Source organism: Mesorhizobium sp. B2-7-3 (genome assembly GCF_006440715.1).
In the GTDB taxonomy this organism is placed as follows: Bacteria; Pseudomonadota; Alphaproteobacteria; order Rhizobiales; family Rhizobiaceae; genus Mesorhizobium; species Mesorhizobium australicum.
Map to the genome: position 1 here is coordinate 68,034 of NZ_VFTY01000014.1, position 12,840 is coordinate 80,873.

The 12,840-nt window shown below is 65.0% G+C and carries 10 protein-coding genes; 8 read left to right on the forward strand and 2 right to left on the reverse strand.

Annotation, left to right across the window (positions count from 1 at the left end):
• The first annotated feature begins 153 nt into the window (after positions 1 to 153).
• Together ileS and FJW04_RS26425 are read left to right on the forward strand one after the other, a co-directional pair.
• Entirely contained in the window at positions 154 to 3,138 is a 2,985-nt protein-coding gene (gene ileS, locus FJW04_RS26420; RefSeq protein WP_140717639.1) for an isoleucine--tRNA ligase, read from the forward strand.
• A gap of 205 nt (positions 3,139 to 3,343) precedes the next feature.
• Complete coding sequence (locus tag FJW04_RS26425; protein ID WP_015318360.1) at positions 3,344 to 4,015, forward strand: hypothetical protein; 672 nt, start codon at positions 3,344 to 3,346, stop codon at positions 4,013 to 4,015.
• 34 nt (positions 4,016 to 4,049) lie between these two features.
• On the opposite strand, the gene FJW04_RS26430 is transcribed toward FJW04_RS26425, so the two are convergent.
• Positions 4,050 to 4,499: a nucleoside deaminase gene (locus tag FJW04_RS26430; protein WP_041163474.1), complete on the reverse strand. Its 450-nt coding sequence runs from the start codon at positions 4,497 to 4,499 to the stop codon at positions 4,050 to 4,052.
• A gap of 181 nt (positions 4,500 to 4,680) precedes the next feature.
• Between FJW04_RS26430 and FJW04_RS26435 the strand changes: the two genes are divergently transcribed.
• From FJW04_RS26435 to FJW04_RS26455, 5 genes are all read left to right on the forward strand, one after another.
• Positions 4,681 to 6,693, forward strand: coding sequence for a pseudouridine synthase (locus FJW04_RS26435; protein ID WP_140717641.1), 2,013 nt, complete (start codon positions 4,681 to 4,683; stop codon positions 6,691 to 6,693).
• Complete coding sequence (rsmD, locus tag FJW04_RS26440) at positions 6,690 to 7,244, forward strand: 16S rRNA (guanine(966)-N(2))-methyltransferase RsmD (protein ID WP_015318357.1); 555 nt, start codon at positions 6,690 to 6,692, stop codon at positions 7,242 to 7,244. The genes FJW04_RS26435 and rsmD overlap by 4 nt, the downstream gene beginning before the upstream one ends.
• 119 nt (positions 7,245 to 7,363) lie before the next feature.
• Positions 7,364 to 8,752, forward strand: coding sequence for a pitrilysin family protein (locus tag FJW04_RS26445; RefSeq protein ID WP_140717643.1), 1,389 nt, complete (start codon positions 7,364 to 7,366; stop codon positions 8,750 to 8,752).
• Positions 8,753 to 8,754: 2 nt separating this feature from the next.
• Positions 8,755 to 10,152: a pitrilysin family protein gene (locus tag FJW04_RS26450; protein ID WP_181173062.1), complete on the forward strand. Its 1,398-nt coding sequence runs from the start codon at positions 8,755 to 8,757 to the stop codon at positions 10,150 to 10,152.
• Positions 10,149 to 11,021 carry a patatin-like phospholipase family protein gene (locus FJW04_RS26455; RefSeq protein ID WP_140717647.1) on the forward strand — a complete coding sequence of 291 codons (873 nt, stop codon included), beginning with the start codon at positions 10,149 to 10,151 and terminating at the stop codon, positions 11,019 to 11,021. Before FJW04_RS26450 ends, FJW04_RS26455 begins: the two co-directional genes overlap by 4 nt.
• An 83-nt stretch (positions 11,022 to 11,104) precedes the next feature.
• On the opposite strand, the gene efp is transcribed toward FJW04_RS26455, so the two are convergent.
• On the reverse strand, positions 11,105 to 11,674 hold the full coding sequence (gene efp, locus FJW04_RS26460; RefSeq protein ID WP_015318353.1) for an elongation factor P: 570 nt from the start codon (positions 11,672 to 11,674) through the stop codon (positions 11,105 to 11,107).
• A 114-nt stretch (positions 11,675 to 11,788) separates the two neighbouring features.
• On the opposite strand from efp, the gene epmA reads away from it, so the two are divergent.
• The gene (epmA, locus tag FJW04_RS26465; protein ID WP_140717649.1) at positions 11,789 to 12,835 is read left to right on the forward strand and encodes an EF-P lysine aminoacylase EpmA; all 1,047 of its coding nucleotides are present in this window, start codon (positions 11,789 to 11,791) and stop codon (positions 12,833 to 12,835) included.
• Positions 12,836 to 12,840 lie beyond the last annotated feature (5 nt).

The window sequence follows — 12,840 nt, forward strand, 5'->3', positions numbered from 1 at the left end:
GGAGCCGCCGGGAATATTGCGCGCGGCCTCTCGCGCTTTTCCAGATCATCAAAGCATGTCGCCCCGAGTGGGCCCCGTTTTTGGGAACGGCATGCGTGTAAAATAGAGTTTCACGCCGCAAGCCACGTGGCCCGGCATGCACATGGCAGACCAATGACCGACGAAACCCAATCGACGATCGACTATTCGAAGACCCTTTATCTGCCGCAGACGGAGTTTCCGATGCGCGCCGGCCTGCCCGAGAAGGAGCCGGTGCTGGTCAAGCGCTGGCAGGACATGGACCTCTACCGCAAGCTGCGCGAGAGCGCGGCGGGGCGCACAAAATACGTGCTGCATGACGGTCCGCCCTACGCCAACGGCAACATCCATATCGGCCACGCGCTGAACAAGATCCTCAAGGACGTCATCACCCGCTCATTCCAGATGCGCGGCTACGACTCGAACTATGTGCCCGGCTGGGACTGTCACGGCCTGCCGATCGAATGGAAGATCGAGGAACAATACCGCGCCAAGGGCAAGAACAAGGACGAGGTGCCGGTCAACGAATTCCGCCAGGAATGCCGTGAATTCGCCGCGCACTGGATCTCGGTGCAGGGTGGAGAGTTCCAGCGTCTCGGTGTCATCGGCGACTTCAAGAACCCTTATACGACCATGGCCTTCCACGCCGAGTCGCGCATCGCCGGTGAATTGTTGAAGTTCGCCATGTCCGGCCAGCTCTACCGTGGTTCCAAGCCGGTGATGTGGAGCGTCGTCGAGCGGACTGCGCTCGCCGAGGCCGAGATCGAGTACCAGGACTACGAGTCAGACACGATCTGGGCGAAGTTTCCGGTGGCCAATCTCGTCGTCGCCAGTGTGGTGGACGGGCAGCCGGCGGAGCTCGATCCGGACCTGAGCGGTCGGTCGCTTGACCTGCTGGATGCTCATGTCGTCATCTGGACGACGACGCCGTGGACCATCCCGGGCAATCGCGCCGTCAGCTATTCGCCGCGTGTCGCCTACGGCCTCTACGAGGTGACGGCGGCCGAGAATGCGTTTGGCCCGCAGCCAGGCGAGAAGCTGATCTTTGCCGATGCGCTGGCAGAGGAAAGCCAGGCCAAGGCCAAGGTCACCTTGAAGCGTCTTCACGGCATCAGCGCCGAACAGCTTGGAAATCTTGTGCTTTCGCATCCCTTCAAGGGCCTCGGTGGCGGCTATGAATTCCCGGTTGCGATGATTGCCGGCGACCATGTCACCGACGATGCCGGCACCGGCTTCGTGCACACCGCTCCCGGCCATGGCCGGGAGGACTTTGATGCCTGGATGGACGCCGCGCCCGCGCTGCGCCAACGTGGCATCGACACCGAAATCCCGTTCACCGTCGACGATGCCGGCTTCTTCACCAAGGACGCGCCGGGCCTCGGCCCTGACCGCGAAGGCGGAGCCGCGCGCGTGATCGACGACAATGGCAAGAAGGGCAACGCCAACCAGGCGGTCATCGATGAGCTGATCAAGCGCAATGCGCTGTTCGCGCGCGGCCGGCTGAAACACAGCTACCCGCATTCATGGCGTTCGAAGAAGCCGGTCATCTTCCGCAACACGCCGCAATGGTTCGTCTACATGGACAAGGACCTCGGCGACGGCACCACGCTGCGGGGCCGCGCGCTGAAGGCCATCGACGAGACGCGCTTTGTCCCGGCCGCCGGCCAGAACCGCATTCGCGCCATGATCGAGGAGCGCCCGGACTGGGTGCTGTCGCGCCAGCGCGCCTGGGGCGTGCCGATCGCCGTCTTCGCCGACGAGGATGGCAATGTGCTGAAGGATGAGGCCGTCAACCGCCGCATCATGGACGCCTTCGAGGCGGAAGGCGCCGACGCCTGGTTCGCGCCCGGCGCCAAGGAGCGCTTCCTCGGCAATCACGATGCCTCCAAATGGAAGCAGGTGATGGACATTCTCGACGTCTGGTTCGATTCGGGCTCGACACATGTCTTCACCTTGGAAGACCGGCCCGACCTGAAGTGGCCGGCCGACGTCTATCTCGAAGGCTCCGACCAGCATCGCGGCTGGTTCCACTCCTCGCTGCTCGAAAGTTGCGGCACCAGGGGCAGGGCGCCTTACGACACCGTCGTCACCCATGGCTTCACCATGGACGAGGATGGGCGCAAGATGTCGAAATCGCTCGGCAACACGGTCGTGCCGCAGGATGTGATCAAGCAGTCCGGCGCCGATATCCTGCGGCTCTGGGTGGTGACGACCGACTATTGGGAAGACCAGCGCCTCGGCAAGAACGTGCTGCAGACCAACATCGACGCCTATCGCAAGCTGCGCAACACCATACGCTGGATGCTGGGCACGCTCGCCCATGACGATGGTGAGGTCGTTCCCCTGGAGACGATGCCGGAGCTTGAGCGGCTGATGCTGCACCGGCTGGCCGAACTCGACGAGGTGGTACGCCAGGGCTACGACGCCTTCGAGTTCAAGCGCATCACGCGCGCACTGCTCGATTTCATGGTGGTCGAGCTGTCGGCCTTCTATTTCGATATCCGCAAGGACGCGCTCTACTGCGACGGCCCGTCGAGCGTGAAGCGCAAGGCCTCGGTCCAGGTGGTGCGCCATCTCTTCGATTGCCTGGTGAAATGGCTGGCGCCGATGCTGCCCTTCACCATGGAGGAGGCGTGGCTCGAGCGTCATCCCGATGCGATGTCGGTGCATCTCGACCAGTTCCCGCAAATCCCGGCGGGTTGGAGGAACGAGGCGCTGGCGGAGAAATGGCGCAAGGTTAGGCAGGTGCGCCGCGTCGTCACCGGCGCGCTCGAGATTGCGCGTGCCCAGAAGGTGATCGGCTCCTCGCTGGAGGCTGTCCCCGTGGTCACGATCAACGATGCGGCGCTCGAGGCGGCGATATCGGACGTCGACATGGCTGAAATGGCCATCACCAGCGATCTCGTCATTGCCCATGGCGAGGCGCCGCAAACCGCCTTCGCCCTCGACGATGTCAAGGGCGTTGCCGTGGTCGTCGAGAAAGCGCAGGATCGCGGCCTGGTCAAATGCGCGCGTTCCTGGCGCTACACCGCCGATGTCGGGCAGGATCCCGAGTTCCCGGATGTTTCGGCACGGGATGCCGCGGTGCTGCACGAACTGAGAGCGTTGGGAAGGCTCTAGTGCCTGTCGCCCAAAGAAGTGCACAAATGCCACGCCGCGCGGGTGCAAACCCGCCCGTGCGTTGCCCTTAACGAGTGGTTGAGGTAAACACGCGAAACTCCGGAAGACAAATTGTCGCCGGATTTCCGTCGCAAGTGCTTGCACGATGGGGACCGGACACAAGGCCGGTGCGATCGAGAGGTTGTCTAGAGTGGGACTTTTTGGCATGACCGAAAGATATAACGCGCGCCTTGCGCTGCTGGCGCCGCTTGTCGCATCGGGCCTCGCTTTGTCCGGCTGCATGGGCTCTCCGACCTACGGCACCGACAAGACCGCCGCCGAGCAACTGGCCGGCGATCTTACAGGCGCCGTTTCCTTCGCGCCGAAGCGCAAGGACCCGATCGACTACAAGCCACGTCCCACCCTGGTGAAGCCGGCACCTGGCCAGAAGGAAGCGCTGCCTGCCCCGCAGGAAAGCATTCAGACGGCAAACGCCGGTTGGCCCGAATCGCCCGAGCAGCGCCGCGCGCGCCTGCGCGCCGACGCCACCGCACACCAGAATGATCCGGCCTACCAGTCGGAGATCGTCGATGACGTGCAGACGGATCCGGCTTCGGTGAAAAGGGCGATGGAGGAATCAGGATCCAGCCACCCGCCGGCGTGGAAACCCGCCGATTCCGACAAGGGCCGCGCCGCCGAGATCCAGCGCCGCCTTGCCGAGAGCAAGCAGGGCGATCCGAACACGCGTAAATACCTCAGCGAGCCGCCATTGGCCTACCGTGTCGCCTCCGATGCCGCGCCGCAGAACGAACTCGGCGAAGACGAGTACAAGAAAGAACGCGCTCTCAAGGCAAAGGCCGAGGGCAAGAAGGGCGGCTGGTTCGACTGGTTGCAGTAAGAACAAGTCGCGCAGGTCTTGCGGCGGCCTTGGCTCAGTCTCGACGTCCCCTGAAAAAATCCTTCAGCAGCAGGCCTGCTTCGGTCTCGGCCATGCCCGGATAGATGTCGGGCGTGTGGTGGCAGGTCGGAGAGGCGAAGAAGCGCACGCCGTTGACGACGGCGCCGCCCTTTTCGTCGGCCGCGCCAAAATAGAGACGGCGCAGCCTGGCGAAGGAGATTGCCCCGGCGCACATGGCGCAGGGCTCCAGCGTGACATAGAGATCGTGGCCGGTGAGCCGCTCGCTCGAGAGTTTGCCGCAGGCTTCACGGATCACCAGCATCTCGGCATGGGCCGTCGGGTCCGCAAGCTCGCGCGTGCGGTTGCCTGCACTGGCAATAACCGCGCCGCCATTGGCGATGACCGCGCCGACCGGCACTTCGCCACGCAAGGCTGCCGCTTCGGCCTCTTTTAGCGCCAGGGCCATGAAATCCGGCCTCTTCAAGGGGTTTGTCTTCCCATTATATCCTCGCCACCCGGCGGTGATCCTGTTATGGAGCGCATCAACCCGAAAAATCGGACTCGATTTTCGGAAATGATCATGCGCCAAATCAAAAGTGCTACAGCGTTCGTTGCGCGCCGAACGGATGCGCCACGCTGTAGCAGCGCAAACGGACAAAGGCCACATGGACGACAACGACAAGAAATCTCCGCGCAAAGCCGGCCCGGGCAGGAGTGGCCCGAAATCGGCAGGTGCACGTGGCCGCGATGCCGGCAAGGGCGGGAAGCCGTCCTTTGCTGCGAAAAAACCTTATGCGCCACGTGGCGATCGGCCGATGGCCGCCGACGGCGACCGGCCGAAGCGGGACTTCAAGGGCGGCGACAGGCCATTCAGCAAGGGACCGCGCCCCGAAGGCAAGCCTTATGAAAAGCGCGAAGGCCCGCGCAAGCCCTATGCGCCGCGTGGCGACCGCCCGATGGCGGCCGAAGGCGAGCGCAAGCCTTATGAAAAGCGTGAGGGACCACGCAAGCCCTACGCGCCGCGCGGCGACCGCCCGATGGCAGCCGAAGGCGAACGCAAGCCCTATGAGAAGCGCGAGGGACCACGCAAGCCCTACGCGCCGCGTGGCGACCGTCCGGTTTCTGCATCGGCGGAGAGCGGTGAAAAGCGCTTCGACCGTCCCAAGCGTGATTTCGGAGATCGTCCGAAGCGGGATTTCGCTGACCGTCCAAAGCGTGACTTTGGCGGCGACAGACCCAAGCGTGATTTCGGTGATCGGCCGCAAGGCGCGTCTGGCGGCGGCTTCAAGCCGCGCTCGCGGCCTGCCGAAGCAACGGAAGAAGCCGGCGAGCGCATCGCCAAGCGGCTGGCACGCGCCGGGCTCGCCTCGCGCCGCGACGCCGAGGAGTTGATCGCCGCCGGCCGCGTCAAGGTCAATGGCAAGGTGCTGGCTTCGCCGGCGTTCAACGTCATGCCCAATGACATCATCCATCTCGATGGCATGGAAATCCCGCCGATCGAACGCACGCGCCTGTTCCTGTTCCACAAGCCGGCCGGCGTCGTCACCACCAACCGCGATCCGGAAGGCCGCAAGACCGTCTTCGACGTGCTGCCGGCCGAACTGCCGCGGCTGATGACCATCGGCCGCCTCGATATCAACACCGAAGGCCTGCTGCTGCTGACCAATGATGGCGGCCTGTCGCGCGTACTCGAACTGCCGGCCACTGGCTGGTTGCGCCGCTACCGCGTGCGCGTTCATGGCAAGGTCGAGGAAAGCGCGCTCGCCGGCCTGCGCGAGGGCATTGCCGTCGACGGCGTCTTCTACGGCGCCATCGAAGCCAGCTTGGATCGCGAGCAGGGCTCCAACGCCTGGCTGACGATCGGTCTGCGCGAGGGCAAGAACCGTGAGGTCAAGAACATCCTCGGCGCGCTCGGCCTCGACGTCACGCGGCTGATCCGCATCTCCTACGGTCCGTTCCAGCTCGAGGACCTCGCCGAGGGCCATGTTCTGGAGATCAAGGGCCGGGTGCTGCGCGACCAGCTCGGCGAGCGCCTGGTCGAGGAATCCGGCGCCAATTTCGAGGCCGAGATAACAAAACCGTTTTCCAACCAGCCGGTGCGGCGCACCGAAGTGCGTGAGGTCGAGCCCGAACGGCCGAAGTTTACGCGAGATGGCGAGCGCCGGCCGATCGGCGAGGGCGGGCTGATCAAGAACCGCAAACGCCGGGAAGGCAGCCGCGACGAGGCGCTCGGCAAACTGTCGACGAGCCCCGACAGGGGTGAGAGACCAGAAAAGAGCTTCGGCGATCGCGGTCCGCGACCGGAGCGCGGTGGCTTTGGCGATAAGCCGCGTGGAAGTTTTGGCGACAAGCCGCGCGGTGGATTCGGTGACAAGCCTCGCGGCGGCGGCAAGAAACCCGAGCGCGAGCAACGGCCGATCGAGCCGCCCGGCCAGCGCAAGGCCAATGTCTGGATGGCGCCGGGAGCCCGGCCGATCGGCAAGGGCAGGGCGGAGGCCGATGCGGCCAAGGCGGCCGAGAACAAGGCACGCAAGGCCTCGTTCAAGCCGTCTTATGGCAAGCCCGCCGGCAAGCCAGGTGGCGCGAAACCGTTCGGCAAGCCGCGTGGCGAGCGTCCAGGAGGCGCCGGTGGCGGCGAGCGGCCGCGCGGCGGCCCCAAGGGCCCCCGGACAAGATGAGAATCGTCGGCGGTGAGTTTCGCGGGCGTCCGCTGGCGACGCCCCGCAGCAGCGCCATCCGCCCGACGACCGATCGCACCCGCGAGGCCGTCTTCAACGTTCTGGCGCATCGCTTTGCCGGGCAACTGGACGGCGCGCGCGTGCTCGACCTGTTCGCTGGCACCGGCGCGCTTGGCCTGGAAGCCCTGTCGCGCGGGGCATCCTATGGCGTCTTCATCGAGGAATCGGCCGAGGGCCGTGGTCTGATCCGCGACAATGTCGAAGCCTTCGGCCTGACCGGACGCACCAAGATCTTCCGCCGCGACGCAACCGGCCTTGGCGAGGCGGGCACGCTGGCGCCGTTCGGCCTGGTCTTTGCCGATCCGCCCTATGGCAAGGGCCTTGGCGAGCTAGCCCTGCGGTCGGCCCAGGCCGGCGGCTGGCTGCGGCCAGGCGCACTCTGTGTGGTCGAGGAGACGGCGGTGGTTCCCTTCGAGCCAGGCCCGGGCTTTTCCGTGCTTGATGAGCGCAACTATGGCGAGACCGTGATCCGCTTCATCGAAGCTGCCTGAGAGGCCTGCTTTCAGCCGTGGCCTCTTTGCCGCCGCCTTTGCCGGCAACATGACCAACAATTCACTTTGCTTGTCGCCAGCGCCTTGCCTATCGTCGCTGCATGAAACCGGAGCCATCGATGACATCAAGGACTGAATGGCTTCGGGCCACGCTGCTGGCGACGTCGCTGGCATTGTTCATGACCGCCCCCGTCCTGGCGGACGGCCCCGTATTGCCAAGCACAGTGCCGGCCGAGTTCAAGGTCACGGACTTCCTGCTCGACAACGGCATGGAAGTGGTCGTCATTCCCGATCACCGCGCGCCGATCGTCACCCACATGGTCTGGTACAAGATCGGCAGCGCCGACGAGCCGCCGGGCAAATCCGGCATCGCCCATTTCTTCGAGCATCTGATGTTCAAGGCCACGGCCCACCACGCGGCCGGCGAGTTCGACCGCGCCGTCTCCGACATTGGCGGCTCCAACAACGCCTTCACCTCCTACGACTACACCGCTTTCCACGAGACGGTGGCACCGTCGGCGCTCGAGCTGATGATGAGCTTCGAAGCCGACCGCATGCGCAACCTCATCCTCACCGATGACGTCATCAAGACCGAGCGCGATGTCATCCTGGAGGAGCGCCGCTCGCGCATCGACAACAATCCGCAGGCCGTGCTCGACGAAGAGGTCGATGCCACGCTATGGCAGAACCAGCCCTATCGCATCCCGGTCATCGGCTGGATGCAGGAGATGGAGCAGCTGAACCGCACCGACGCGGTGGCGTTCTACAACAAATACTACCGGCCCAACAACGTCGTGCTGATCGTGACCGGCGATGTCGAACCGGACACGGTGAAGGCGCTGGCCGAAAAGACCTATGGCAAGGTGGCCCGCGGGCCGGACCTGCCGCCGCGCGTCCGTCCGGTCGAGCCGGAGCAGAACACCAGGCGCACGGTCACGCTCTCCGACGCTCGCGTCAGCGTGCCGAGTTTCTCGACACAATGGGTCGTGCCCTCCTATCAAACTGCGAAGCCCGGCGAGGCCGAAGCGCTCGATCTGCTGGCCGAGATCCTCGGCGGCGGCAACCGCAGCCGGCTTTACCAGGCCCTTGTCGTCAAGCAGGGCATTGCTTCCGGCGCCGGTGCGTACTTCCAGGGCACCATGCTCGACGACACCAATTTCACCGTCTACGGCGCGCCGCGCGGTGACGCCAAACTGGCCGACGTCGAAGCCGCGGTCGATGCGGAAGTGGCGCGCATCGCCAGCGACGGCGTCACCCCGGACGAGCTCGAAAAAGCCAAGGACCGCTATGTCAGGTCGATGATCTTTGCTCGCGACAAGCAGGATTCCATGGCCAACATCTATGGCTCGACGCTTGCCACCGGCGGCAACGTCCAGGACGTGCAGCAATGGCCGGACCGCATCCGCAAGGTCACCACCGACGAGGTCAAGGCCGTTGCCGCGCGCTATCTGGTATTGGGCCGCTCGACGACCGGCTATCTCTTGCCGCAGCAACAGGCGGGGAATTGATGATGACGAACCAGTTTAGCGGCGCGTTGACGTCTCCCCGCCAGGCTCCCCCTTCTCCCCTCGCGCGAGAAGGGAAGGCCCTCCACGCCCTCGCAACCTTCTTCCTCTCCGTGCTCTTCCTGGTTCTGCCGGCGCTTGCCGCCCGCGCCATGGAGATCCAGTCCGTTACCTCCTCGAAAGGCGTCACGGCTTGGCTGGTCGAGGACTATTCCGTGCCGGTGGTCGCCGTCCGCTTCGTCTTCGGCGGCGGCTCGACGCAGGATCCGGTGGGGAAGGAAGGTCTCGCCAACCTGATGACCGGCCTGTTCGACGAGGGTGCCGGCCCGCTCGACTCGGAAGCCTTCCAGATCAAGCTCGATGATGCCGGGGCCGAAATGAGCTTCGACGAGACCCGCGATGGCATCTACGGTTCCATGCGCATGCTGGCCGAACAGCGCGACGAAGCCTTCGACCTGTTGCGTCTGGCGGTCAATGAGCCGCGCTTCGACCAGGCGCCGATCGACCGCATCCGCGCGCAGGTCCTGTCCGGCATCATCGCCAACGAGAACGATCCCGACACGGTGGCGCAGAACCGGTGGGCGCGCGCCGTCTATGGCGACCACCCTTATTCGCGTTCCGACCAGGGCACCAGGCAGAGCATCGCCGCCGTCACGCAGGCCGATCTCGAGGCCCTGCACAAGGCGGTGTTCGCGCGCGGCGGCTTGCATGTCGCCGTGGTTGGGGCCATCGACCCCGAGACCCTGAAGAAGAAGCTCGACATGGTGTTCGGCGACTTGCCGCGGGACCAGGCGCTCGCTCCTGTAGCCGATATCGAGCCCAAGCTGGCGCAGCATATCGAGGTCAATTACGACCTGCCGCAGACATCGCTGCAGCTCGCCTGGCCGGGCGTGAAGCGCAAGGCGACGGATTTCTTCCCGGCGGTGCTGATGAATGAGATCCTCGGCGGTGGAACTTTCACCTCGCGCCTGTTCCAGGAGGTGCGCGAAAAGCGCGGGCTCGCCTACAGCGTCAATTCCTCTCTGGTCAACCAGGACCATGCCAATGCGCTGATCGTCACCACTGGGACGCGCTCCGGTCGCGCGGCCGAGACGCTCGCTATCGTGCGCGACGTCGCCAAGCGCCTGGCCGAGGATGGCCCGACCGAAGCCGAACTGGCGGCGACCAAGAAATATCTGATCGGCGCCTATGCGATCAGCAATCTGGATTCGTCGAGTTCTATCGCCGCCACGCTTGTCGAGCTGCAGATTGACGATCTCGGCATCGACTACATGCAGCGCCGGGCCGGCTATATCAACGCGGTGACGATCGATCAGGTCAAGGCGGCGGCGAAGAAGCTGCTGACGACCGAGCCGACCATCATGGTGGTCGGGCCGCCGCTGGCGGGAGCCGGCAAGGGATGAGCCCCACTTTCGGCATAGCGTTCGGCGGTGGCGGCGCGCGCGGTCTGGCGCATATCCATGTCATCGAGGCGCTGGACGAGCTCGGCATCAAGCCGGTGGCGATAGCCGGCTCGTCGATCGGCGCCATCATGGGCGCCGGCATGGCCTCGGGCATGACCGGCAAGGATATCCACGACTATGCCCGCTCGATCCTCGGCCGCCGTGCCGAGGTGGCGAGCCGCATGTGGCGGGCGCGGCCGGGCACGATCGCGGAGGCCATGCAAAATGGCATCCGCGTCAGCCAGTTCAATGTCGAGCGCATCCTGAAGGCGTTTCTGCCCGAGGCTATTCCCGAATCCTTCGCCGGATTGAAAATCCCGCTGAAGGTGACAGCAACCGACTATTTCGGCCACAAGCTCGCCGTGTTCGACGATGGCGACCTGCATTCCGCCCTTGCGGCCTCTGCCGCCATTCCTGCCGTCTTCCGTCCGGTGACGCGCGACGGCAGGCTGCTGATCGACGGCGGCATCTACAACCCCGTGCCCTTCGACCTGATCGAGAAGGATGCCGATATCATCATCGGCGTCGACGTGGTTGGCGCGCCGGAAGAGGCCGACCGCAAGCAGCCGACCTCCGTCGACCTGATGTTCGGCGCCACGCAATTGATGATGCAGTCGATCATCGCCAACAAGCTGAAACAGTGCCAGCCCGACATACTGGTCCGCCCGGCGGTGTCGAAATACCGCGTCCTCGATTTCCTGAAGATCGAGGCCCTGATGAGCGAGACGGTTGAAATCAAGGATCGGCTGAAGCGGGAGGTGGAGGTCGCAATTGAACGGCGTTCCGCCAACGTCGAGGCAAAAAGGACAAGAACACCAGCCAGGTCGTGATCGCGGTCAGCGAGACTGCGAGGCTACTTTGTGCCGTGTCGGCGGGGCATCATGCCGAGGCGGCAACAATGCCTCCGCCTCGCTCAGTCCTTCGCCCGCTCCACATAGGACCCGTCCGCCGTCATCACCACGACGCGGGTGCCAGGCGCGATGTGCGGCGGCACGGTGGTGCGCACGCCATTGGAAAGCACGGCCGGCTTGTAGGAAGACGATGCCGTCTGGCCCTTGGTCGTCGGCTCGGTCTCGACCACTTCGAAGGTGGCGCGCTGCGGCAGCACCAGGGCGATCGCGATGCCGTTGAACTGTGACACCTGCACCGGCATGCCCTCCTTCAGATAGGGCGCCGCGTCGCCGACCACGGCTTCAGACACCGCCACCTGGTCGTAGGTTTCCGGGTTCATGAAGTGATAGCCTTCGCCATCGGCGTAAAGGAAGGTGTGCTCGCGCTCCTCGACATAGGCGCGCTCCACCTGTTCGGTGGTGCGGTAGCGCTCCGACACCTTCACCCCGTCGCCGATGCGGCGCATATCGAGCTGCGTCACGGGCGTGCCCTTGCCGGGGTGGATGTTTTCGGCGAAGAGGATCACATAAAGCTTGCCGTCCTTGTCGACGACATTGCCTTTGCGGAGCGAACTGGCGATGACTTTCACCACGGTTTTAAATCCTGCGAGAGTTGACTGGCGTTTGCCGGCTTGCGCGGCGCTGGATGGGGGCCTAGCGCATCTTGGCGCGAACCGCCAGCCCCCTCGGCGAACCGAAGCGCGCTGATGACCGCCGCGTCGCCCTGGTGGACGCCGCATGTCCATGCCGACCGCCGTCCGCGCCTGATGCTGCGCAACGGGATGACGGCTGCCTTGCGCGACTGGTTCGCCCGCAACGACTTCATCGAGGTGGAGACGGCGGCGCTGCAGGTCTCGCCCGGCAACGAGGCGCATCTGGCGGCCTTCGCCACCGAAGCGGTCGGGCCGGATGGCGTCCGCTCGCCGCTTTATCTCCACACCTCGCCGGAATTCGCCTGCAAGAAACTGCTTGCGGCGGGGGAGCAGCGCATTTTCAGCCTGGGGGCCGTCTACCGCAACCGTGAGCGCGGCCCCTTGCACCATCCCGAATTCACCATGCTCGAATGGTATCGGGTGGGCGAGACCTATGAAAGCCTGATGCGCGATTGCGGCGATCTGCTGGCGCTGGCCGCGACACGGGCAGGGGCCACGCACTTCTCTTTCAGGCGCCGCGACTGCGATCCGTTTTCCGAGCCGCAGCGACTGACCGTGGCGGACGCCTTCAGCCGCCACGCCGGGATCGATCTGCTGGCCACGGTCGCGCCCGACGGCGGCACGGACCGGGACGCGCTGCATGCCGCTCTGATCCAGGCCGGTCTGCGCACCGCGCCTGACGACAGCTGGGCCGATTTGTTCAGCCGCGTGATGGTGGAAAAGATCGAACCCAATCTCGGCCTCGGCCGCGCGACCATTCTTTGCGAGTACCCGGTCGCCGAGGCGGCACTGGCGCGGCCGAGCCCGAGGGATCCGCGCGTCGCCGAACGCTTCGAGCTCTATTGCTGCGGCGTCGAGCTCGCCAACGGCTTTGGCGAACTGACCGACGCGGCCGAGCAACGCCGGCGCTTCGTCATCGAGATGGACGAGAAAGAGCGCGTTTATGGTGAGCGCTACCCGCTGGACGAGGACTTCCTCGCCGCGTTGGCCATCATGCCGCAGGCCAGCGGCATCGCGCTCGGCTTCGATCGGCTGGTGATGCTGGCGACCGGCGCGCAGAAGATCGAGGACGTGATCTGGACTCCGGTCGCGGCATCTTGAAGACG

What these genes read in the sequence shown, in the direction of transcription:
- ileS (WP_140717639.1), top strand. Translation starts at nt 154, where the DNA reads ATGACCGACGAAACCCAATCGACGATCGACTATTCGAAGACCCTTTAT.
- FJW04_RS26425 (WP_015318360.1), top strand. Translation starts at nt 3,344, where the DNA reads ATGACCGAAAGATATAACGCGCGCCTTGCGCTGCTGGCGCCGCTTGTC.
- FJW04_RS26435 (WP_140717641.1), top strand. Translation starts at nt 4,681, where the DNA reads ATGGACGACAACGACAAGAAATCTCCGCGCAAAGCCGGCCCGGGCAGG.
- rsmD (WP_015318357.1), top strand. Translation starts at nt 6,690, where the DNA reads ATGAGAATCGTCGGCGGTGAGTTTCGCGGGCGTCCGCTGGCGACGCCC.
- FJW04_RS26445 (WP_140717643.1), top strand. Translation starts at nt 7,364, where the DNA reads ATGACATCAAGGACTGAATGGCTTCGGGCCACGCTGCTGGCGACGTCG.
- FJW04_RS26450 (WP_181173062.1), top strand. Translation starts at nt 8,755, where the DNA reads ATGACGAACCAGTTTAGCGGCGCGTTGACGTCTCCCCGCCAGGCTCCC.
- FJW04_RS26455 (WP_140717647.1), top strand. Translation starts at nt 10,149, where the DNA reads ATGAGCCCCACTTTCGGCATAGCGTTCGGCGGTGGCGGCGCGCGCGGT.
- epmA (WP_140717649.1), top strand. Translation starts at nt 11,789, where the DNA reads ATGACCGCCGCGTCGCCCTGGTGGACGCCGCATGTCCATGCCGACCGC.